This is a genomic window from Embleya sp. NPDC127516 (assembly GCF_044765325.1).
GTDB lineage: Bacteria > Actinomycetota > Actinomycetes > Streptomycetales > Streptomycetaceae > Embleya.
Genome location: NZ_JBIWJT010000025.1, coordinates 88,854 through 110,431, shown reverse-complemented (window position 1 = coordinate 110,431; position 21,578 = coordinate 88,854). Strand labels below are relative to the sequence as shown.

Sequence of the window (21,578 nt, the reverse complement as noted above, 5' to 3'; positions counted from 1 at the left end):
CCCGTTTTGCCCCCCCCGCCCCCCCGGCCCGGCGCGGGGGTCCGTACCCCCCCCTTTTTTGGGGGGGGGTGGGTTTGGGGGGTGGCAACCCATCGGGGGTCCCCCCCCACCACACCGAACGCGAACCTCCCCGATCACCCTCACCGGTCGAGGTTCGCCAGCACCCGGTCGGCACGGTGGCGCCACGTGTGGTGCGCGTGCACTCGGCTCCGGGCCTCGCCGCCGAGCGCGCCGCGCAGTGGTTCGTCGGCCAGGAGTTCGGTGATCGCCAGGGCCCAGGCCGATGCGTCGGTGGGTGGCCGGAGAAGGCAATTGATCCGGTCGTGAAGAATCTCGCGCAGGACGGGCAGGTCGGACGCGACGATGGCCCGCCCGTGGGCCATGTACTCGAACATCTTCATCGGAGACGCCCAACGGCCCGTCTCGCAGTGTCCGTCGGCGGTGTAGACCTCGCTCTGGTAGGGGGCCAGGACCACGTCGAACAGCGGGTAGTAGGCGCCGACGGTCGCGGGCGGCCGGTGCCCGTGGAAGTACGCGTTGGCGACGCGACGACCGGGGCCGGTCCAGCGCGCGAGGTCCTCGGGGGTGCCGCCGACGAGGTGGAAGTCGAGGTCCGGGAGCCGGCGTGCGAGGTCGAGGACCAGGTCGATGCCGCGCCCCTCGTAGAGGTGTCCGACGTAGCCGATCCGTGGAGCGTGTGCCCGCCCCGGGAGTTCCGGTGGGCTCTCGAGGCCGGCGCGGGTATCGGGCGGGTCGGCGCCCTCGGGGGCGACCAGGAGCGGAAGCGGTGCGACCGCGCCGTACACACGCCGGTATTCGCGTTCGAGCGCGTGCGTGATCACCACGATCCGCGCGAGCACGCCCGCGTGCAGCAGCTCGTGTTCGATGCGCAGCGTGTTCGGGTCGTCCCGCAGCCGATGGGTCTCGTACACCAGCGGTGCGACGCCGACCGCGGCGGTGAGGGCGTACAGGTCGTGGCCGTAGATCAGATCGGGGGCGTCGCGTACGAGGAGCACTCGCACTCGTTCGGCGCGTACCCGGTATCCGGCCGGGGTGTAGTCCGGGCTCGGCACCCTGTGAATGGGGAAACGGTGCCGGACGCCGTAGTAGGCGTGCGCGTCATCGACGTCGAACGAGCCGGGCGCGGTGTAGAGGGTCACCTGGTGACCGGCCCGGGCGAAGGCGTCGCACATGCGCATCGCGTGCACGCTGTTGGCGTAGAGGGAGGGGATGCTGCCGGGGTGCAGATAGGCGATCCGCATGCCCGTCTACGCCCGGGCCGATGCGACAGGTGAACGCCCAGTCGCGCGGCGCGGCAACGTCGTGGGAGCCCGCTTCCCCTCGGCCTGTCGTTCGGCCCGAGCGTCCGGGCTCGGTACGAGGTCGTCCCGCATGTCCGGGCCCCCTTCGAATGGCCGACTTCCCCGCCGTCGGCGCGGAACCTCGGAAGCGCCATGGTGTGGGCGGGTCGGCCCCGAGGACAAGACGTGGCACGAGATCGACACGAGGCCGAGCGGTCGGCGCGGGGCCGCGGTGGCGGATCGTCCCGGATCCGCCGGCCTGGCGGGTCATCCGGGTTCCGCCGGCACGGACACATCCTTCGGACCACACGACGCGGGCCCGGGGTTCCGGGACAACATCGTGATCACATTGTGGGTGATGGTGCGCACCTGCCGGTCCAGGGGAAGCACACGCGGCCAGTCGACGGTGGCGGCGGTGAATACGGTGCCGCCTCGGGTGTACAGGCCCAGTGTCGCCATTCGTGCGCACCCGTCGCTCTCGCGCGCGGCGTGATGCCAGCCGGCGGCCGGGTCCGCGGGGAGTTCGGCGACGCCCAGGATCGTGAAGTCGACCGGTGTGCCGTCCTCGCCGGTGGCCACGGCCGCTCCCGACGCGTCGCGGCGCGTTGCCGCGCCGTCGCACTCGTAGCCGACCAGGGCGTGCTCGGCGCCGAGGAGGTCCCCGTCGCGCAGTCCGGTGCCGGTGAAGATCGGGTGCTGGGCGTGTTGCACGGTGAAGCCGAGCGGGGCTCGGGGCCCGAGCCAGTGGCCGCCGCCGTTGCGGTAGCTGACACCGGTCAGCGTGTTCTCCGGTTCGGTTTCCCACCAGTGGTCGGGGACGCCGCGGAGCGCGTCGAGGTCGACGCCCAGCGGTGCGCCCGGTGGGAATTTGGTGCAGGCCAGGGCGGTGCCGTCGTCGGTCACCGTGACGCGCCACCAGCAGGTGTTCGCGCCGAAGTTGGCGATGTTGCCGCCTCGGTCGCGAAAGGCGGTGACGTGTCGGCGGGTGGGCGCGCTCCAGTACTCGTCGTGGCCGGCGGAGAGCAACAGCCGGTGTCCGTCGAGGGGTTCGGGCGACTCGTGCAGATCCAGGTCGGTGCAGTAGTCGACCGTGTGACCGTTCGCCTCCAGCCAGGCGATGAAGGGGGCGTCCCAGTGCGCGAACGTCTGGCGCGGGGTGCGTGGATCGTGGGCGTCCGGGTGCCCCTTCACGGGACCGCCGATGCCACCGCCGGGACGTCGCAGACCGACGATCCTGGTGCCGCCCGGCGGCGGGGTCGCGAGGTGGTGGGTCGAGCGGTACAGGCTCCCGCCGCCGCTCTCGTTGTAGGCGTGGTAGGTGAACACCGGCACCTTGTAGAGGATGCGCGCGGTCGGCACTCGGGGCGTCACCACGAACAACATCCGTCCCGCGCGCGCGTCCACCGCCTCGGTGCTGTCGGGGGCCGGATCCGGCGGCCCGTCCGCGTCCGCCCGCAGGATCGCCACGTACACCCCCGAGGGCCACTTCGCGGGGACGGCGAAGTCATAGCCGGGCCAGCACCAGTCCTGCTCGGGGCGACGTGCGGGGGCGTGGCGGCCGTCCGCGATCAGGAAGGCCATGTGGCGCAGGGTCTCGCCGCACCGGTACACGTCCATCCGGAACCGGTCGGCACGGGTGGACACATGCAGCCGCAGCGTGTCCCCCGCGCGGACCCCCGGCCGGGCGGGATATCCGTCGACGACCGGCTCTCGGGTCGAGGCCGCGATGTCGGGCCCGGGCCGCGCGTGCGGTGGTGAACCGGTCATCGGATGTGTCACCCCTCGGATGCGTGCGTAGACCGGGATGCCTTCCTGCCACGTGGCCCACTCGACGCGGCGTTCTCCCGCCGGTGGCGGCCGCATTCCCGCCGACACGCCTCCCGCCGGCTTCGACCGCACTCGAAACCTAGCCACGCCACAAGGTCCAGAACCCTGATGGTCATGCCCTACACCGCCTTCCACGCCGCGGCCGAGGAGGTGCGCTACGACATCGACCTGCTCGGGGCGCGCTTCGGGGTCGGTTTCGAGACCGTGTGCCATCGGTTCGGCACACTCCAGCGCCCGCGCGGACGTGGGGTGCCGTTCGTGTTCCCGCGGGTGGACCGGGCGGGCAACGTCTCCAAGCGGCAGTCCGCGACCGGCTTCCGCTTCTCCCGCTGCGGCGGCACCTGCCCGCTGTGGCGGGTGTACGAGGCGTTCTCCGCGCCGGGCCGCGTCCTCACCCGGATCGCCACCATGCCCGACGGTCGCGCCTACTTCCGGATCGCCCGTACGGTCACTCGCGGGCGGCGCGCGTGGGGCGGTGCCGGGGCCGGCTTCGCGGTCGCCCCGGGTTGCGAACTCCGGCACGCACACCGGCTGGTGTACACCGACGGCCTCGCCCTGAACGATCCGCGGGCGGCGACGCCGATCGGCCTGGGATGTCGCGTGTGCGAGCGCCGCGACTGTCCCCGGCGGGCCTGTCCCGCCGCCGGGCACCGGCTCGCCGTCGACGAGAACCGCACCACCCTGGTCCCCTACCGGGTCGACTCCCCCGGAGTGTGACCCCGAAGGCCCCGGGTGCGCGCGGCGCCGGTTTTCGGTCGAAATGTGTCGTGCCGCGGTGGCCTGCGGCCACCGCGGCCGGCGACGTACTAGGAGGCGACGATGTTCTCCGCCTGCGGGCCCTTCTGGCCCTGCGTGACGTCGAAGGTCACCTTCTGCCCCTCGAGAAGCTCACGGTACCCACTGCCGGAGATGTTCGAGTAGTGGGCGAAGACGTCGGGGCCGCCGCCGTCCTGCTCGATGAAACCGAAGCCCTTTTCGCTGTTGAACCACTTCACGGTGCCACTGGCCACGGTCGAACTCCTCGATCAGATAAATGGAATCGCGCCACGCGAGGTGCGGGCCCGGAGGTGATCGCCATGGTCCGAGAAGCGCTGTGGACAGCAAAATCGCCCGTGATCGCGATCACGGGCGAACGAACGTCGAGCCACGACTACTGGGGAACGACCGTACCCGAGCAGGGTTCGCCGCGCCATGTCCCCGACCAAACAGTCACGAGCGCAACACCGGCTCGGGGGTCCGACAGCGCCCATGGGCACGGATTTCGGTCGAACTCCCGGAGTGCGCACCCGTCTGCCGACGGTTCGACGAAATTCCGGCTACACACAGCCCGCCCCCGGCCCCCGGTGCCCTCCCCCGGCACGACCCGCCGCGTCGCCGACACCGTGGACGCGCGCGAGTCGGTGGAGGTGCGATGAGCCGCGGCCTGGTCCTGATCCTGTCTCTGACCTGCGCCGTCGGCGTGGGCAACATCTACTTCCCGCAGGCGATCAGCCCACTGATCGCCGCCGGACTGCACGAGTCCCCCGACGCCGCCGCGCTGGCGGTGACCGCGACCCAAATCGGCTACACCGCCGGGGTCTTCCTCTTGGTGCCGCTCGGCGACCGACTCCCCCATCGCGCCTTCCTGGTCACCCTGCTCGCCCTCTCCGGCGTCGCCCTCCTGGCCGCGGGCTGCGCCCCGACCCTGCCGCCCCTGGTCGCCGCGAGCGCCCTCGTCGGCGTCACCACCGTGGCCGCCCAGATCGTCGGCCCGCTCGCGGCCGGGCTGGTCGCCGCCGAGCGCCGCGGCGCGATGATGGGCACCCTGCTGAGCGGCTCGATCGGCGGCATGCTGCTGGCTCGCACCTTCGGCGGGTCACTCGGCGAATGGCTGGGGTGGCGCGCGCCCTACCTGGTGGCGGCGGTCCTGGTGCTGCTGCTCGCCGGCGTCCTGGCGCGCATCCTGCCGAAGACGGTCCCGCCCTCGCGCCGGCCGTACCCGGCCCTCCTGGCCGAACCCCTGCGCCTGCTGCGCACCGAACCGGAGTTGCGCCGCTCCTGCTTCCATCAGGCGACGATCTTCGCCGGGTTCTCGGCCGTGTGGACCTGCCTGACACTCCTGCTCACCGGCCCCACGTACGACCTGGGCGCCCACGCGGTGGGAATGCTCGCGCTGGTCGGCGCGGCAACCATGGTCTGCACCCCGATCGCCGGACGCCTGGTCGACCGCAGGGGACCCGACACGGTGAACCTGGTCTGCCTGCTCGCGGTCCTCGGCTGTGCCCCGGTCCTCGCCGCGGGCGCCGTGGGCGGCACGCCGGGTCTGGTCGCCCTGGTGCTCGGCACCCTGCTGCTCGACATCGCGATGCAGTCCGGCATGGTCGCCAACCAGGCCCGGGTGTTCGCGCTGCGCCCCGACGCCCGCAGCCGGCTCAACACCGCCTACATGACCTGCGCCTACCTGGGCGGCAGCGCGGGTTCCTGGATCGGGGTACAGGTCCACGGCCGAACCGGATGGCTTGGCGTGTGTGCGTTCCTGACGTTCCTCGCCGCGCTCGCCCTGGCCCGCCACCTCGTGGCGCCGCGCGGCCGAGGATCCCGCACGAGCCGTTCGTGCCGGACGGACCGCGCCGGCGACGCCGGAGGAGATCTACCGGAAGTTGCCCGGCGCGCCCGGCACACTGGCCTGGATCGGACTGCACCAACCGGCCGAGGCCCAGCGTCCGGTGAAATCTGACAGCACTTATATAAGTGCTGTTATGATTCCCGCATGCCCCCGGACCACGCACCCGATCCCTCCCGGCAGAGCCACTGGCGTCCTCTACGGCTGCTCCAGGCTTCGATGGACGCGGACATCGCCCGGCTGTACGCGGAGAAGCGCATCGACGGGCTCAAGCCGAGCTTCGTGATGGAACTGCTCCGGCTGCACGCCACCGGGCCGATGACCATCACCGAACTCGCCGAGTCCGTCGGCCGGACCCATTCGGCGCTCAGCCAGAAGGTGTCCGCGATGCGCGCGGCCGGTTGGGTGCGGACCGTCGCGGGCGAGGACGCGCGCAGCAAGAAGGTGACGCTCACCGACAAGGCCCGCGACATCGTCGGCCGACTGGCGGCGGAGTGGCGGGCCACCGAGGCCGCCATCGCCGAGATCGAGGCGGAGATCCCCTACCCGCTCACCCGCGTCGTCACCGACATCGAACAGGCCCTCGAACGCAAGAGCTTCCACGACCGGATCGCCGAGAAACTGGCGCAGGACCCCGCATGGGAGTGAGGCACGCGCTGATCGACGTGTCCCCGCTGCGCACGTCACCACCGTTTCGACGGTTGTGGATCGGTCGGACCCTGTCCGGCCTGGGCAGCCAAATGGCGGTTGTAGCGGTGATGTTCCAGGTCTGGCAGACGACGGGCAGTACCGCCTGGACCGGTGCCGTGGGTCTGGCCCAGGCCCTTCCGATCGTCGTGTTCGGACTCTTCGCCGGGTCGCTCGTCGACCGCGTGGACCGGCGGCGGTTCTATCTGCTCACCACCTGCGGCCTGGCGTCGTGCTCGCTGCTGCTCGCCGTCCAGGGCTTCCTCGGGCACCTCCCGCCCACGGGCGTGCTGCTGCTGGTCGCGCTGCAATCCTGCTTCGTGGCCGGCAGCGGCCCGGCGGCCCGCACTTTCATCCCGCACCTGCTGCCCAGGGAGCAACTCGCGGCCGGGCTGGCCCTGAACGGGATGTCCTTCCAGGGCGCCATGCTGGTGGGCCCCGCACTGGGCGGGCTGATCGTGGGGGGATTCGGCGTCGGCACCTGCCACCTGATCGACGCCCTCACCTTCCTCGCGGCGATCCACGGCGCACTGGGCCTGCCCAAGATGAGCCCCGGTGACGAGCAGGTGCGCCCGGGTCTCCGAGGCGTGCTCGACGGCCTGGCCTTCCTGGTCCGTACCCCCGTCATCCGCGGAGCGCTCCTGACCGACCTCGCCGCCACCGTGCTGTCGATGCCGATCAGCCTGTTCCCGTTGATCAACGCCGAGCGGTTCGACGACAATCCACGCACCCTCGGACTGTTCCTGACCGCCATCGCCGTCGGCGGCGTCATCGCGTCCGTGCTTTCCGGAGCCTTCACCCGACTGCCTCGCCCCGGCCTGGTGATGCTCGGCGGATCCGTCGCGTGGGGCGGGTCGCTCGCACTGTTCGGTCTGTCGCCCAACCCGTGGGTGGGGCTCGGCTTCCTGGTCCTGGCAGGTGCCGCCGACACCGTGTCCGTCATCTCCCGGAACACCATCGTCCAGTTGCACACCCCGAACGAGTTCCTCGGCCGGGTCGGCGCCGCCGAACAGATCGTCGGACAGGCCGGGCCGGACATCGGCAACCTGCGCGGCGGTCTCGTCGCGAACGCCACCTCGGGTACGGCGGCCCTGATCAGCGGCGGCCTCCTGTGCGTCGGCGCGGTCGCCTTGGTCGCGACGGCCACACCGGGCCTCCGCCGATTCGCGACAACGCCTGCCGGTCCGGCCGCGCTCACCAAGTCCTGATCGGCAACTCGGCGGCGCCACACCGAACTTCGTGGGTAGGCTTCCGGCCGGCAGGTGACCGTCGCGGCGTACGGCAGGTCGGCCGGAGGCCCACCCGGAACGCGGCGGGTGACCTGGGCTCGGGAGGCGGCGCACGGCGGATGAACCTCAGCTCGCGAGTTCGCCCCGCACTCCACCCGGGTTCGGCCCGGTCGAGACGGGGAGCACGAAGACCATGGTGAGCCCGCCACCGGGCGTGTCCTCGGCGGCCAGCGAGCCGCCCATCGCCTCGGCGAAGCCGCGCGCGACGGCAAGTCCCAGGCCCACACCACGACTTCGCGGGGCGTCTCCGTGCCGCGCGAACGCCTCGAAGACCCGGTCCTTGGCGTCGTCGGGCAGGCCGGGACCACGATCGACCACCCGCAGTTCGACCCGGCCGCGGACCGTCCCGGCCACGACCGTCACGGGCGTGTCCGCCGGAGTGTGCAAAACCGCGTTCTCCACCAGGTTGGCCATCACCCGCTCCAACAACTCCGCGTCGGCCCGAACGGTCGGCAACGTCTCCGGAATCGACACCCGCACCCCCGACCTCGCGGCCCGCGCCACCGCGCCCGGGATCACCTCGTCCAGCGCGATGTCGCTCGGCAACGGGTCGACCGTGCCCATCCGCAGCCGGCTCATGTCGAGCAGATTGCCGATCAACCGGTCGAGCCGATCGGCGCCCGCCTCGATCGTGGCGAGCAACTCGGCCCGGTCCGCCCGCTCCCAGTCGACCTCCTCCACCCGCAGACCGGACGCCCCGGCCTTGATCGCCGCCAGCGGCGCCCGCAGGTCCCGGGCCACCATGGCGAACAACGCGGTGTCGACCCGGTTGCCCTCGTCGAGCCGACGCGCCTCCGCCGCCTCGGCGACCAGGGCACCCCGCTCCAGGACCAGCGCCGCCTGCGCGGCGAACGCGCCCAGGACGCGGCGCGTGTCCGCGGGCAGCGGGCGGCCGGACAGCACCAGCACGAGCGACTCGTCCACCGCGACCTCGACGTCCGCCGTGTCGGGCCGCGCCGGCGGATCCACGCCGACCGACCCGACGCTCTCCCAGGACCCGCGGGGTCCGTCCCGGCGCAGCAGCGAAACGGATCGCATGTCGAAGGTCACCCGAACCCGCTCCAACAGCGCGGGCAACGCCCGTTCGCCCCTGAGCACGCTCCCGGCGAGGAAGCCGAGCGTCTCCGCCTCGGCCCGACCACGTTCGGCCTGCTGGGTACGTCGCGCGGCGAGGTCGACGACCGACGCCACCGCCAGCGCGATCACCACGAAGACCACCAGCGCGAGCACGTTTCCCGGCGCGGCGATGTCCAGGGTGTCCAGCGGCGGCGTCATGTGGTAGTCCATGAACAACGAGCCGAGCACGGCGGTGGCCACCCCCTGCCACAGGCCGCCGAACAGCGCGACCGCGACGGTCAGGGCCAGGAACAGGAGCATGTCGTGGGGCAGCGCGGCGTTGCCCCGGATCGGTACGAGCGCGGCGGTCAGCGCGGGTGGTCCGAGCAGCGCGACCACCCAGGCCGGCACCGCTCGCCCCCGGGCGGTGACCGTGCGCCTGGGTCGGTCGTCCCGCCCGCGACCGGCGTACTCGTGGGTGACGATGTGGGTGTCGATGTCGCCGGCCCGGGCCGCCACGGTGGCGCCCACGCCCGGACCCAGGACGAACTGCCAGGGCTTGCGCCGGCTGCTGCCGAGCACGATCTGCGTGGCATCCTCCCCCCGGGCGAAGTCCAGCAGGGCGCCGGGTACGTCGTCGCCGACGACGGAGTGGAACGTGCCGTCGAGCGAGTCCACCAGCCGGCGCTGACGGGCCAGGTCGGCCGGTGAGGATCCGGACAGGCCGTCGCTGCGGGCCACGTGCACGGCCAGGAGTTCCCCGCCCGGGCCCCGACCCGCGATCCGCGCCGCCCGCCGGATCAGCGTGTCGCCCTCCGGCCCGCCGGTGAGCGCCACCACGACCCGTTCCCGGGTCGGCCACATCGCGTCGAACCCGTGCCGGTTGCGGTGTTCGCGCAAGTACTCGTCGACCCCGTCGGCCACCCACAACAGGGCCAGCTCGCGCAGCGCGGTCAGGTTGCCCGGGCGGAAGTAGTTCGCGAGGGCGGCATCGGCCCGCTCGGGGGTGTACACGTCCCCGTCGGCGATTCGGCGGCGCAGCTCCTCGGGAGTCAGGTCGACGAACTCGATCTGATCGGCCCGACGCACCGCGCCGTCGGGCACGGTCTCGCGCTGGGGGACGCCGGTGATCGACGCGACCACGTCGTTGAGCGACGCGAGTTGCCGCACGTCGACCGTGGAGATCACGTCTATCCCGGCGTCGAGGATCTCCTCGACGTCCTGGATCCGCTTCTCGTTGCGCGATCCCGGCGCGTTGGTGTGCGCCAGGTCGTCGACCAGCGCCACGCGCGGTCCGCGGGCGATCACCGCGTCCACGTCCATTTCGGTGAACTCGCCGTCATGGTGGACCAGTTCGCGTGGCGCGACGATCTCCAGGCCGACCAGCATCTCCTCGGTGAGCGGCCGGCCGCCGCAATCCACGACGCCGACCACCACATCGGTTCCCCGGAGGAGCCGGCGATGGGCTTCGTCGAGCATCGCGTACGTCTTGCCGACGCCGGGCGCCGCGCCGAGGTAGACCCGCAACGCGCCGCGCCGCGAGGTGTTCGTCTTCGGGACGGATCCGCTCACCTCCGCGGTGGCGCGCTTCGACGACTTCCGGCACCGGCCGTGTCCGTATGGCACCCGCGCTCAGCCCTTCCGTTCGTCCGCTCGCGGCCGGGTGAGGGCCGGGGTCGAGCGTGCCGACCCCGCTCGTGCACCGACCACCCGCCACCCGGTAGTTCCGACGACCGGGCTCCGGACATTGTCGTGGACGAACGCGCCGACCACCGCCGGGTGGAGCCGGCCGGCACGACCGCGGGCGCGGCAACGTCGGCACGGCCGGGCCGGATCGGATGGGTCCGGGCCGGGGCCCGCGTCGGCGGAGCCGACGGGACGACGGGCGAAGCCGGGGCGGATTACGCTCGTTCGAGTCTCGCGGGTCGGATCCGGGTGCGGCCACGGCGCGCGGTCGCGCGTCGGTGCCTTCGGGTGCGCGCGCACCACCCGGTGCGCGCGCACCACCCCCACACGCCCTGCCACGCGAGGGGGTTCGGGTGGTGGAGTGGCAGCCGGGCGGCCACGCGGCCGCCCGGAAGGAGCGGCGTGCGACCGACCGGGGCGGACCAGGATGCACCCGTCGTCACCGGCGCGGTGGGCGGCAACGACCGCACGGTGCGCACGGCCATGCGGCCGCGCATCGCGGGGGGATCCCGCCGGCGTCACCTACCCCGCGTCATCGCCGACGTTGTCGCGTCCCCCGTCTCCGATCACATCCCTCGTATCACCCGCACCGCCGCCATGTCGACGACGGTGCGTCCCCGCGCGGCCGGCACCACCGGCCGCACGACCCCCGGGAGCGGATCATGTCCCACGACCCGGCACACTGGCTCCTGACCACGTCCCGGCACGTCCTGCGGGCCCGGTCCACCACCCCTCTTCCGACCCAAGTCCCGCTCGGTCCTGGGCAGTTCACCCGAGCCGCGCACGCGGCCGCGAGAACACTGCGCGACGCCGACCCGCGCTGGTGCGTCGTCGGCGCCCTGCCCTTCGACGAGGACACCCCCGCGGCGCTCGCGCTCGGCCGGGTGACGGCCACACCCCGGCAGCGCCGGCCGGGCCCACCGGCCGTACCGACCGGACCCCATCGCGTCGACACGCGGGGGGAGGCGGCCTATGTGGGAGCCGTCGCCAAGGCCGTGCGCCGTCTGCGGGCCGGCGAGGCCCACAAGGTGGTCCTGGCCCGGACGCTGACCCTGCGCCGCGACATCGACCCCGTCGCGACCCTGGCCCTGCTGGACCGTCTCCACCCACTGGCCCATCTCTTCCACGTCGCCCTCGACCCGCCGGGCACGCCCGGCGCCCGAGCGCTGCTGGGCGCCTCTCCCGAACTACTGCTCACCCGACAGGGCGACCTGCTGGCCCTGAACCCGCTCGCCGGCACCGCCTCCCGGCACCGCGACCCCGTCCGCGACCTGGCGGCGGCACACGCGCTCGCCGGCTCCGTCAAGGAGCTGCGCGAGCACGCCCTGGTCGTCGACGAACTGCGCCGCGTCCTGCATCCGCTGTGCACCCGCCTGCACATCCCCGACCGACCCCGGCTCAAGGCCGCCGGACGCCTATGGCACCTGTGCACCCCGATCCGCGCCCGGCTGCGCCGGCCCGCGCCCACCGCGTTCGCGTTGGCCGCCCTGCTCCATCCCGCCCCCGCGGTGTGCGGCCTGCCCCGCGACGCCGCGCACACGCTGATCCGCCGACTGGAGACCCGCCCCCGCGACTACTACGGCGGTCTCGTCGGCTGGACCAACCGCCACGGCGACGGCCAATGGGTCGTCGCCCTGCGGTGCGCGCAGACCGACCCGGACGGCGTACGCCTGCACGCGGGGGCGGGCATCCTCGCCGAATCCGATCCGAGACGCGAACTCGCGCAGACCAGGGCCGAGTTCACCACCATGCTGGACGCCCTGCGACCGGCTCCGGCCGTCCTGAGCCCCAGCGCCGCCTTCCGGTGATCCCCGAACACACCACTGCCCCGGCGCGGTTCCCGGGCACGAACACGGGGCCGGGTCCGCCGTGGGATCCATCGACGGCACGCCCGGCTTCCGCGCGCAGCCGACCCCGGAGGCGGGCGAGCCCCGGGGCGGCGGCGCGCGAAAGCCGCGTCCGTGTGCCGGTTGCTACGCCTTGGGAGTCTGCGAGATGCGCACCATGTTGCCCGAGGGGTCCCGGAACGCGCAGTCGCGCGGGCCCCAGGGTTGGTCGATGGGCTCCTGGAGCACCTCGGCACCGGAGGCGCGCACCCTCTCGAAGGTCGCGTCGAGATCGTCGGTGCGGAACACGACCATCGGCAGCACACCCTTGACGAGCAGTTCCTGCAGGGTGTCCCCGTCGGCCTCGGACCGGCCGGCGTGCGGCACCGACAGGACGAGTTCGGCGTCCGACTGGGAGGGGCTGCCGAGCGTGATCCACCGGATCCCGTCCGAGCCGACGTCGTTGCGCACCTCGTAGCCGAGTCCGTCGCGGTAGAACGCGAGCGACTCGTCCACGTCGTTGACGGTGATGTGGCAGTACTGGAGTGAAATGGTCATGCGAACAACGCTAGACGGCGGTGCCGGGAGCCGCTTCTCCAATCCTGACGGATGACTCCCTGGTCGGCCGGGTGCGCACCTTGGCCACACACGTGGGCATCGCCAGCACGGCCTCGTGGTCCGCCGCGCGGTACGCGCTCGGCGTCATGCCCACCAACTCGGTGAACCGCGAGCTGAACGAGCCCAGCGAGGTACAGCCGACCGCCATGCACGCGTCGGTCACACTCATGCCCTCGCGCAACAGCGCCATCGCCCGCTCGACCCGACGGGTCATGATGTAGCCGTACGGCGTCTCGCCGTAGGCCGCCCGAAAGGCCCGGGAGAAGTGCCCCGGCGACATCAGCGCGTGGCGGGCCATGGTCGGCACGTCCAGCGGACGCGCGTACTCGCGGTCCACCAGATCCCGCGCTCGGCGCAGGTGCGCGAGATTGGCAAGGTGTTGCTGGTCCATGCCACGACCCTACCGCCGCATCCCGACAGCCCCGCCGACCTGCGTGAAAGCGGCTCGGCGGGGTTCGTGCCCGGGCGATCGCGGACCCGCCGCCGGCCCCGTCGCGCACCCGCGCGATCGGGCCGGGCGGCCGGTCACGGTCTCAGGCGTCCACGGCCGACCGGGAGTCGTCGGTCGTGAACGCCGCGGCGTGGTCGCGGACGAAGTCGGCGATGTCGCGCGGCGGGCGACCGAGCAGGTCGGCGACCGTACCGGAGGTGAAGTCCCCCCACCCGGAGGCGTACGCCTGTGCGTACTCCTCGAGCATGTCGACGATCCACGGCGGAACGCCGTAGCCGAGCAACGTCTCGCGCTTGGCCGCGTCGCCGACCGGCAGGTACGCCGTGGGTCTGCCGAGAACCCGGCCGGTCTGCTCGGCGACCTCGTCGAAGCTCAGCGAGCGCGGGCCGGTGAGGGTGTACGTCTTGCCGTGGTGGCGATCCGGGTCGTCCGACAACACGCGGGCCGCGCACGCGGCGATGTCGCGTGCGTCGATCATGCCGATCCGAGCCGAGGCCATGTTCAGCGCGAACGTGCCGCCGGCACGAATGTCGCCGGCCTCGTTCAGCAGGTTCTGCATGAACCAGTGCGGGCGCAGGATCGTCCAGCGCATGCCGCAGCGTTCGGTCTCCCGGTCGGACAGCGCGTGCAGCCTGCCGCTGCGGTTCGGCGCGTCGTGCGCCGCGCCGACCACGGACAGGCGTACGACGCGCTCCACACCTGCCCGGCGGGCGGCCCAGAGCAGGTTCATGTTGTTCTCCGGGGCGCGCGGACCGTTCGGGGTGAGCAGCCACAGGTCGTGCACACCCTCGAAGGCGGGCGGCAGCGACCGGGCGTCGTCGAGGTCGGCGACGAAGACCTCGGCGCCCTGCGCGCGCGGGCCGTCCGCCTTGCGTTCGTCGTGCACGAGCGCGCGAAGCGCCACGTCCTTCGCCGTCAGCGTGTTCAGCAGTGCGGTGGACACGGTTCCGGTGGCTCCGGTGATCAGCACGGTGCGCGTCATGTTCATTCTCCCTTGGCGGTGGCGGGGATACGGAGCAGGTCACGGACGACGTCGGGGGTCAGTTGCGCGGCGGCGACGGCGGTCAGCGCGAGCACGAACCCGAAGCACTGCCACGGGGTGAGCGACTCGTCCAGGAACAACCAGCCCAGGAGCGTGGCCACCACGGGCGAGAGCAGGGCCAGGAACGACACGGCGACCACGGGCAGCCTGCCGATGCCCTGGAACCAGACCAGGAAGGAAAGCAGTGCGCCCACACCGGACAACCACGCGTAGCCGCCGAGCGCACGAGCGTCCAGTCCGGACGGAAGTCCTTCGAAGACGAGCGCGAGCGGCAGGAGCACGAGCCCACCGGCGGTGAGCTGCCACGCGGCGATGGTCGCCGGGCCGACGCCGTCCGGACGCCCCCAGCGTTTGGTCAGGACGATCCCGCCTGCCATCACGCCGGCGGCCGCTATTCCGGCCAGGACGCCGAGCAGGTCGAAGGAGAGCCGGCCGCGCAGCACGATCAACCCGACGCCCAGCACACCGACCAGCCCCCAGCCCAGCCGCCAGCCGGTGGGCCTCTCGCCCAGGAGCAGGTACGCCAGGCCGACGACGAGCAGTGGCTGGACGGCGGTGAGGGTCCCCGCGACGCCACCCGGCAGGCGGTAGGCGGCCACGAACAGCAGGGCGAAGAGCGCGCCGATGTTGAGGGTGCCGAGCAGCAGGGAGCGCCACAGCCACGTGCCGTGCGGCAGTCGCCGGGTGACGGCGAGCAGGATCAGCCCCGCCGGCAGCGCGCGGATCACTCCGGACACCAGCGGATAGCCGACCGGGAGGAACTCGGTGGTGACCAGGTATGTCGTGCCCCACGTGGCCGGTGCGGTCGCGGTCAGCAGGGTCAGTCCCAGCGTGCCGCCGGGCGGGGACGCACGTCCCGTTCCGGACCGGCTCGGGTCCCGGAGCATCAATTCTCCTTAACGTTGAACTATTCAACGTTGGCGAATGTAGCTCCCTGTTAGGATGACGTCAAACAGTTTCACGTTAAGAGGTTCTGGGAGGCGGCAGCCCGTGGAGGACAACGTCGACTGGCGGATGGACCAGTGGCGGGTCGAGCGGCCCGACATCGACCCCACGCCGATGGGCGTCGTGGCCCGGATCCAGCGCGCCTGCCGACTGCTCGAGCGGGAGCTTCGCGACCACTTCGCCACGCATGACCTGCAGCTTTGGGAGTTCGACATCCTGGGCACGCTGCGCCGATCCGGTCACCCGTACCGGCTCACCGCCAAGCAACTCGTCGAGTCGTCGATGGTCACCTCCGGGGCGATCACCAACCGGATCGACCGTCTCGTTGCGAGGGAGATGGTGACCCGCGAACTCGATCCGCTCAATCGGCGCAGCGTGCTGATCACCTTGACCGACCGTGGCCGCGAACTCATCGACGGCGTCGTCGTCGACCATGTCGACCTGGAGGCGAGACTCCTCGCGAAACTGAGCGACGGCGACCAGGAACGCCTCGCCGGCCTCCTGCGCCAACTCCTCAACAGCCTCGGCGACCATGCCCCCGGCAACCCCCTGAAAACCGACCGACCCAACGCGTAGCCCCCACGCGGGAGTACGGGCGATCCGCCGCGGAACACGGGTCGATCTCACGAACGTTCGGGTATGCCACGCTTGTGGGGTTCGGCGTGGGATGCTCCGCGAGGGGTGCCCGTCGTGGCCGGTGGCGACGGCGCCGAGGGTGGATCAGATGTCGAGGAAGCGCACGTCCTGGGCGTTGTGTTGGATGAACGAGCGTCGGGCCTCCACGTCTTCGCCCATCAGGACGGCGAACAGGTCGTCGGCCAGGGCGGCGTCGTCCAGCGTGATCTGCCCCAGCACACGGTGGTCCGGGTCCATGGTCGTGACACGGAGCTCCTCGGCGTTCATCTCGCCGAGCCCCTTGAAGCGTTGGATGGTGTCGTCGCGCAGACGCTTGCCCTGTCGCCGACCGATTTCGACGAGGGTGTCGCGTTCACGGTCGGTGTAGGCGTACTCGCTGTCGTCCCGGCTCCACTTGATCTTGTAGAGCGGGGGTCGGGAGAGGTAGATGTGTCCGGCTTCGATCAGGGGCCGCATGAAGCGGAAGAGGAAGGTCAGCAGCAGGGTGTTGATGTGCCGGCCGTCGACGTCGGCGTCCGCCATCAGGATGATCTTGTGATAGCGGAGCTTGCCGAGGTCGAAGTCCTCGTGGACCCCGGTGCCGAACGCCGAGATGAGCGCCTGGATCTCCTGGTTGTGCAGGATCTTGTCGATGCGCGCCTTCTCGACGTTCAGGATCTTGCCGCGAATCGGCAGAATCGCCTGGTACCGGGGGTCGCGGCCGGACTTCGCGGAACCGCCGGCCGAGTCGCCCTCGACGATGAAGATCTCGCACGCGTCGGCCTCGGTGGACTGGCAGTCCGCGAGCTTGCCGGGAAGCGCTGCGGATTCCAACATGCCCTTGCGGCGGGTGAGATCACGCGCCTTGCGGGCGGCGACACGGGCACTCCGGGCCGCGATCGCCTTGCGGACGATGTCCGCCGCTTCGTTCGGGTTCCGGTCGAACCAGTCCGCCAACTGCTCGTGGACCACCTTGTGGACGGACGTCCGCGCCTGCGTGTTGCCCAACTTGGTCTTGGTCTGGCCCTCGAACTGCGGCTCCGCCAACTTCACCGAGACGATCGCCGTCAACCCCTCGCGCACGTCCTCACCGGAGAAGTTGTCGTCCTTGTCCCGCAGCAGCCTCCGCTCTCGGGCGTAGCGGTTGACCACGCCGGTCAGCGCGGTACGGAATCCCTCCTCGTGCGTGCCGCCGTCGTGGGTGTGGATGGTGTTGGCGAACGAGTACACGCCTTCGTTGAAGCGGGTGCTCCACTGCATCGCGACGTCCACGGACAGGTGTTGCCCCGTACCCTGGGCCCGGAGGGAGATGACCGAGGGGTGTACCGGGTCGCCCCTGCGGGAGTTGAGGTGCTGCACGAAGTCGACGATGCCGCCCTGGTAGCGGTACGAGACCGATCGGGCCCGGTCCGCCCCCGCCTTCTCGACACCGCCGTCGCCCGAGCCCGACGGCGCCCGCGCGCCCGCGCGTTCGTCCGTCAGGGTCAGGGTCAGGCCCTTGTTGAGGAAGGCCATCTCCTGGAGGCGGCGGGCCAGCGTCTCGAAGGAGTACTCGGTGGTCTCGAAGACGTTCGGATCGGCCCAGAAGGTGAGTGAGGTGCCCGTGTCGGTCACGCCTTCGTGCCGCGCCAACGGCGCGGTCGGCACACCGTTGCGATATCCCTGACTCCACCGGTATCCGTCGGCGCGCACCTCCACGAACAGGCGCGTGGACAGGGCGTTGACCACCGACAGCCCCACTCCGTGGAGCCCGCCGGAGACCGCGTATCCGCCGCCGCCGAATTTGCCGCCGGCATGCAGCACGGTCAACACGAGTTCGACGGCCGGTTTCCGCTTCTCAGGGTGCAGACCCACGGGAATGCCACGCCCGTTGTCCACCACCCGAACACCGCCGTCGCCGAGCAGCGTCACATCGATCCGGTCCGCGAAACCGGCCAGGGCCTCGTCGACCGAATTGTCCACGATCTCCTGCACCATGTGGTGCAGGCCGGGCTCACCGGTCGAACCGATGTACATGCCGGGCCGTTTGCGAACGGGGTCCAGCCCCTCCAGCACGCTGATCTCGTTGGCGCCGTACGCCACGCCCTCCCCGCCGTCGCCGGACGTGGGTGCGGGGGCGGCGGCCGAGCCGGGGGCGCGGACGGCGGTGGGATCGAGGGAACCGTCGGCTTCGGACTCGGTGGCGACGGAGAGGATGCCGGAATCAGTCACAAGGCACTCTTTTCTGGCACTACAAGCCGCGCTCCCGCCGGGCGGCGGGAGCGTACGTGTCGTCGGGTGGAGCCGGCCGCACGCGGGCAGGCCGAACAAGGCCCTCCAGGGGCGGTACTCCTCAAGCGAGAACGGGCTCCAGCATACCGATCGCGCGCTCATCAAACAGGCATGGAAGCCGTTTCATCATCGATCCAGGATCCAAAAATACAGACCGACAAGTCCCCCCACGCTGAACTGCTCCCAGGCCCGCAGATCGCCACACAGAGCCTCGATAGACAACGGGCAGAGCACCCCTGAACCCGACTCCCAGTGCCCCTTCGCAGGCCGCCGGAGGGGCCTGGGAGCCGCTGGTTCCCCCTCCCGAAGGTGACGGGACCTCCTCCGGACGCCGGCCCGTGAACACGCAACGAGAGGCCGGGAAGGAGGAACCCGACAAGGCGTCCGAGAGCGCCGTCACCCGGCCACCGAGCCCGCGTTGCGGTCCCGGTCGAGACGCGTTCCACATCTCGACCACCTCGTCGACGGTGCGCTTCGCGGACGCGAGCTTCCTCGACGCGCAGATGGCGGTCACGACCTGTGTCGCCACCACCTCCTCCGGCATCAGCCCCCGCACGGCGAACCGACACGCCCCGCAGCGATAGACATCGCCCTCGACCTCGAACCGCAGGCGCTCGTCACAGGTCGCGCACCACACCAGTCCCGCCGGCAGAGCTGCCTGGTGTGCCGGTCAGCTCATCCGAGCCTTGATGTGGTCGATCACCTCGGTGAATTCCTCGGTCGGCGAGAAGTCCACGTACTCGCAATCCTCCAGCGCCTCCGGCACGTGACCGGGTGCCCAATAGAACGCCTGGCCCGCCTCGTAGATCTCGTTCCCGTCCTTCGTGCGCATCCTCAGCCGCCCCTTGAGCAGGTAACCCCAGTGCGGGCACTGGCACATACCGTCGGGCAGTCCTTCGAGCCCCGGTGCCATGTCGGCGCCTCGCGGGAATCGCACGAATGCGACGGACATCCCACCACCGACTTCGCGCATCCGAAGTTCGACACCGTCGCCTTCGATCGCAACGGGTGCGTCGTAACGTGTCGTTGCCGTCATGGCTCCTCCATGTGGCGATGGGCGCGGTGGCGGTGGGCACGCGCTCGGACGCACCGAACCACCGAGTCGACGACCACGCCCATCGGACCGCCGGAAACCGGCACCGACCCGGTCACGGACCGCGGTCGACACGGCCACAAGCCGTCTCGACCGCGGCTGCGGTGCAGCCCCTTCCAGAGTGACACTGCGCGAGGAAGTCGGCGACACGCCGATGCCACCTCGGTGATCGTCCCGGGACTACCCCGGTCGCTCGGCCATCGGCATCCGCCCAGCCCGTGCGAGATGCCACGAACGGTGAGCGAGAGCTATCCCCCGGCGGCGACGACGTGCGTGCGCCGTCGACGATCCGTTCCCCTCCGATGCAGCCGACCGCCGACCGCCGACCCATCCTTCAGCCTTCGCCTGCCTCGTACGGCGGTGACGGTCGGTTCCTGAAGCCGTCCAACCTGTCGATGACCAGGTGGAGTTCCCGTGCGCTTCGACGCGACAGAGCCGACGTCAGGGTGTCGAGGAGAGCGCGGGCTTCGAGGGGACTGCCGCAGCAGTACCAGTGCGCGTTGCCCCACTCGTAGTCGTGCCACAGTTCGCGCTCGGAACGGCCGACGTGGTTCCTCCACAGACGCACGGCCGCGCCGACGTCTCCCGGTTGCAGGTAGTTGCGGGTGCGTTCGAGCCGGAAGATCTCGGACATCGCCCGTGCGGACAGTCCGTCGATCGCCGTCCTCTTCCCCGGTGCCCGCCGACGCGACATGCCGGCCCGGACGTATCCCGGCCGCCTACGCGGCATGGACCTTTCGGTTCGTCGTCATGCCACGCATGCTGCCACGACCACCCAACACATCACCCACCCGACCCCCGAGTTCGCCCCGGCCCCGGCCGGATCAGGGCACGACCCGAGCGCCGCGGGATCTCGGGGGCTTTGCTGGCGGTGCTCGCCTCGACCGACGGTTGGGCGCGACGTGCCGCGGGCCACCTTCCTACCACCGGCGCCGCGCCCGGCGCACCCGGTGTGCCACCGCGACTGCGGGGCCGGTCGGCGGACCGGCCCGGGGTCGGGCGGTAGCCACTCGGTTGGTCGGGCGCGCGTTCGAGTGGGACGTGACCGCCGCACGCCTTACTCGCACATCCACGCGCTCTGTCGCCGGTCCCGGCCGTTGACCACCATGAGCGAACGCCGCCGATCCGGGCTCGCCCCGGCCGTGCGAGGCGATATTCGAACTCCCCTCGACCGGCCCCTCCCCAGGTGCGCCCGGTCGACCTTCGGCGACTGGAACTCCGCTCGCCCTGAGGAAAGTTGGGAACCAACGCGTGAACATCGGCACGAAGGTCAAAGCCCAACAGGACATCGGTGAGGGCCTGCAGCAGCGAGTGCCCCAGGGGACGGAAGGAGTGGTGACCGGCAAGGCGTTCGGCGGAAGAATCATCGTCCGGTTCGTGCTGCCCGGAGTCTTCGGCGGTACCCGCAGCGTCGACGTTCCCGTCGATCCCACACAGGTCGTGACCGTGTGAAGCTCGAATTCCGACCGGGTCCGAGGGCGCCACCGCGGTTGCTTTCCGGGCCGGGCCGCAGGCACCGCGACGATTCGCGGCGCGCTGCGGGCCGAACGGTGCTCTCGGATGAGCGGCCCCGATCGTGCACGGACGAACCTCGGCCCGATCCCGGTCGGCCGATCCCGGATCGACGTCTGTACCCGGACGTACCGGCGCGCCGCCACCGGCCAAGGAGAGTCGAGCGGGGGCTTCAGCCCTCTTCCGGGAGGCTCTGCCACGCGTCGCCGTCGCTGAAGAGTTCGTAGCCGTGCTCCGCGGCGATTTCCCGGGCATGCGCCCGGCTACGGATCACCGTGTCGTGCCGGTTGCTGACCACCTCGCCGTGAACGCCGCCGTCCTCGACCACCTCGATCGAATATGTCTCGTACACGACGTGCTCGGCCGCCTCCGAGTTCCAGACCACATGCATGCTCGTCGCCAACGAAACTCATCCTCCGAGGGTTTGGCCCTGCGCCAAGGTCGACTCTGCACGGGAGTTCCCCGCCGGTTGTGAGGGTTCCAGTCCACACCTCCGGCCGGGCCGTGACGCTCCGCAGGCGGACGGTCCGCCACTCCATCGGGTGAACACAGGGCGGGTGCGCGCCGGCGACACCCCGGACGCCGCCGATGCGGTTGTCCCGGCGATCGCGGGACGGCCGGATCCTCGTGTGGCCTTGAGGCGGCCGTACCGCAGGCGTGTGGGGTCGCCCCGGGCTGTCGGTGGCGACCCCACACGCGAGTGGGCACGGCGCACGCGCCGATCAGAGCGTTCGTGGTCGGACTCGCGGCTCACTGC

19 protein-coding genes and 1 pseudogene are annotated in these 21,578 nt (G+C 71.4%); 8 read left to right on the top strand and 12 right to left on the bottom strand.

Going from position 1 to position 21,578, the window contains the following annotated elements:
- Positions 1 to 140: 140 nt before the first annotated feature.
- Both ACIRL2_RS36770 and ACIRL2_RS36765 read right to left on the bottom strand, forming a co-directional pair.
- A complete protein-coding gene (locus ACIRL2_RS36770) occupies positions 141 to 1,262 on the bottom strand; it encodes a glycosyltransferase family 4 protein (RefSeq protein WP_402238159.1) in 1,122 nt (373 codons plus the stop codon).
- 306 nt (positions 1,263 to 1,568) lie between these two features.
- On the bottom strand, positions 1,569 to 3,068 hold the full coding sequence (locus ACIRL2_RS36765) for a N,N-dimethylformamidase beta subunit family domain-containing protein (RefSeq protein WP_402238156.1): 1,500 nt from the start codon (positions 3,066 to 3,068) through the stop codon (positions 1,569 to 1,571).
- A 168-nt stretch (positions 3,069 to 3,236) separates the two neighbouring features.
- Between ACIRL2_RS36765 and ACIRL2_RS36760 the strand changes: the two are divergent.
- A pseudogene (locus ACIRL2_RS36760) lies at positions 3,237 to 3,845 on the top strand (short-chain fatty acyl-CoA regulator family protein); the annotation flags it as partial.
- 89 nt (positions 3,846 to 3,934) lie between these two features.
- Here the strand turns inward: ACIRL2_RS36760 and ACIRL2_RS36755 are convergent.
- Positions 3,935 to 4,138 (bottom strand): cold-shock protein, encoded by a 204-nt coding sequence (locus tag ACIRL2_RS36755; RefSeq protein ID WP_331771990.1) that lies wholly within the window; start codon positions 4,136 to 4,138, stop codon positions 3,935 to 3,937.
- A gap of 401 nt (positions 4,139 to 4,539) precedes the next feature.
- On the opposite strand from ACIRL2_RS36755, the gene ACIRL2_RS36750 reads away from it, so the two are divergent.
- From ACIRL2_RS36750 to ACIRL2_RS36740, 3 genes are read left to right on the top strand one after another with little or no spacing between them, the layout of a single operon-like run.
- Positions 4,540 to 5,844, top strand: coding sequence for an MFS transporter (locus ACIRL2_RS36750; protein WP_402238154.1), 1,305 nt, complete (start codon positions 4,540 to 4,542; stop codon positions 5,842 to 5,844).
- A 33-nt stretch (positions 5,845 to 5,877) separates the two neighbouring features.
- A complete protein-coding gene (locus ACIRL2_RS36745) occupies positions 5,878 to 6,378 on the top strand; it encodes a MarR family winged helix-turn-helix transcriptional regulator (RefSeq protein WP_402238151.1) in 501 nt (166 codons plus the stop codon).
- On the top strand, positions 6,369 to 7,625 hold the full coding sequence (locus tag ACIRL2_RS36740; RefSeq protein ID WP_395864754.1) for an MFS transporter: 1,257 nt from the start codon (positions 6,369 to 6,371) through the stop codon (positions 7,623 to 7,625). Before ACIRL2_RS36745 ends, ACIRL2_RS36740 begins: the two co-directional genes overlap by 10 nt.
- Before the next feature lie 147 nt (positions 7,626 to 7,772).
- Here ACIRL2_RS36740 and ACIRL2_RS36735 read toward each other — a convergent pair whose 3' ends face one another.
- Complete coding sequence (locus ACIRL2_RS36735; protein ID WP_402238195.1) at positions 7,773 to 10,241, bottom strand: ATP-binding protein; 2,469 nt, start codon at positions 10,239 to 10,241, stop codon at positions 7,773 to 7,775.
- 869 nt (positions 10,242 to 11,110) lie between these two features.
- Here ACIRL2_RS36735 and ACIRL2_RS36730 point away from each other — a divergent pair.
- A complete protein-coding gene (locus ACIRL2_RS36730) occupies positions 11,111 to 12,256 on the top strand; it encodes an isochorismate synthase MenF (protein WP_402238148.1) in 1,146 nt (381 codons plus the stop codon).
- 165 nt (positions 12,257 to 12,421) lie between these two features.
- On the opposite strand, the gene ACIRL2_RS36725 is transcribed toward ACIRL2_RS36730, so the two are convergent.
- The 4 genes from ACIRL2_RS36725 to ACIRL2_RS36710 all read right to left on the bottom strand — a co-directional run bounded on the left by ACIRL2_RS36725 (position 12,422) and on the right by ACIRL2_RS36710 (position 15,272).
- A complete protein-coding gene (locus ACIRL2_RS36725; protein WP_395864758.1) occupies positions 12,422 to 12,832 on the bottom strand; it encodes a VOC family protein in 411 nt (136 codons plus the stop codon).
- Positions 12,833 to 12,842: 10 nt separating this feature from the next.
- On the bottom strand, positions 12,843 to 13,283 hold the full coding sequence (locus ACIRL2_RS36720; RefSeq protein ID WP_395864760.1) for a helix-turn-helix transcriptional regulator: 441 nt from the start codon (positions 13,281 to 13,283) through the stop codon (positions 12,843 to 12,845).
- A 142-nt stretch (positions 13,284 to 13,425) separates the two neighbouring features.
- Entirely contained in the window at positions 13,426 to 14,325 is a 900-nt protein-coding gene (locus ACIRL2_RS36715; protein ID WP_402238146.1) for an SDR family oxidoreductase, read from the bottom strand.
- A 2-nt stretch (positions 14,326 to 14,327) separates the two neighbouring features.
- Entirely contained in the window at positions 14,328 to 15,272 is a 945-nt protein-coding gene (locus ACIRL2_RS36710; protein WP_395864764.1) for an EamA family transporter, read from the bottom strand.
- Between the two features lie 103 nt (positions 15,273 to 15,375).
- Between ACIRL2_RS36710 and ACIRL2_RS36705 the strand changes: the two genes are divergently transcribed.
- On the top strand, positions 15,376 to 15,906 hold the full coding sequence (locus ACIRL2_RS36705) for a MarR family winged helix-turn-helix transcriptional regulator (protein ID WP_395864766.1): 531 nt from the start codon (positions 15,376 to 15,378) through the stop codon (positions 15,904 to 15,906).
- Between the two features lie 144 nt (positions 15,907 to 16,050).
- Here the strand turns inward: ACIRL2_RS36705 and gyrB are convergent, their stop codons facing one another.
- Positions 16,051 to 18,141: a DNA topoisomerase (ATP-hydrolyzing) subunit B gene (gene gyrB, locus ACIRL2_RS36700; protein WP_402238193.1), complete on the bottom strand. Its 2,091-nt coding sequence runs from the start codon at positions 18,139 to 18,141 to the stop codon at positions 16,051 to 16,053.
- A 413-nt stretch (positions 18,142 to 18,554) separates the two neighbouring features.
- Here gyrB and ACIRL2_RS36695 point away from each other — a divergent pair, with 413 nt between their 5' ends.
- A complete protein-coding gene (locus tag ACIRL2_RS36695) occupies positions 18,555 to 18,800 on the top strand; it encodes a hypothetical protein (RefSeq protein ID WP_395864768.1) in 246 nt (81 codons plus the stop codon).
- 86 nt (positions 18,801 to 18,886) lie between these two features.
- Here ACIRL2_RS36695 and ACIRL2_RS36690 read toward each other — a convergent pair whose 3' ends face one another.
- A complete protein-coding gene (locus tag ACIRL2_RS36690; protein WP_395864770.1) occupies positions 18,887 to 19,252 on the bottom strand; it encodes a hypothetical protein in 366 nt (121 codons plus the stop codon).
- Between the two features lie 391 nt (positions 19,253 to 19,643).
- Positions 19,644 to 19,943, bottom strand: coding sequence for a hypothetical protein (locus ACIRL2_RS36685; protein ID WP_402238141.1), 300 nt, complete (start codon positions 19,941 to 19,943; stop codon positions 19,644 to 19,646).
- A 617-nt stretch (positions 19,944 to 20,560) separates the two neighbouring features.
- On the opposite strand from ACIRL2_RS36685, the gene ACIRL2_RS36680 reads away from it, so the two are divergent.
- A complete protein-coding gene (locus ACIRL2_RS36680) occupies positions 20,561 to 20,761 on the top strand; it encodes a hypothetical protein (RefSeq protein WP_395864774.1) in 201 nt (66 codons plus the stop codon).
- 232 nt (positions 20,762 to 20,993) lie between these two features.
- Here the strand turns inward: ACIRL2_RS36680 and ACIRL2_RS36675 are convergent, their stop codons facing one another.
- A complete protein-coding gene (locus ACIRL2_RS36675; protein ID WP_395864776.1) occupies positions 20,994 to 21,224 on the bottom strand; it encodes a hypothetical protein in 231 nt (76 codons plus the stop codon).
- Between the last annotated feature and the right edge of the window lie 354 nt (positions 21,225 to 21,578).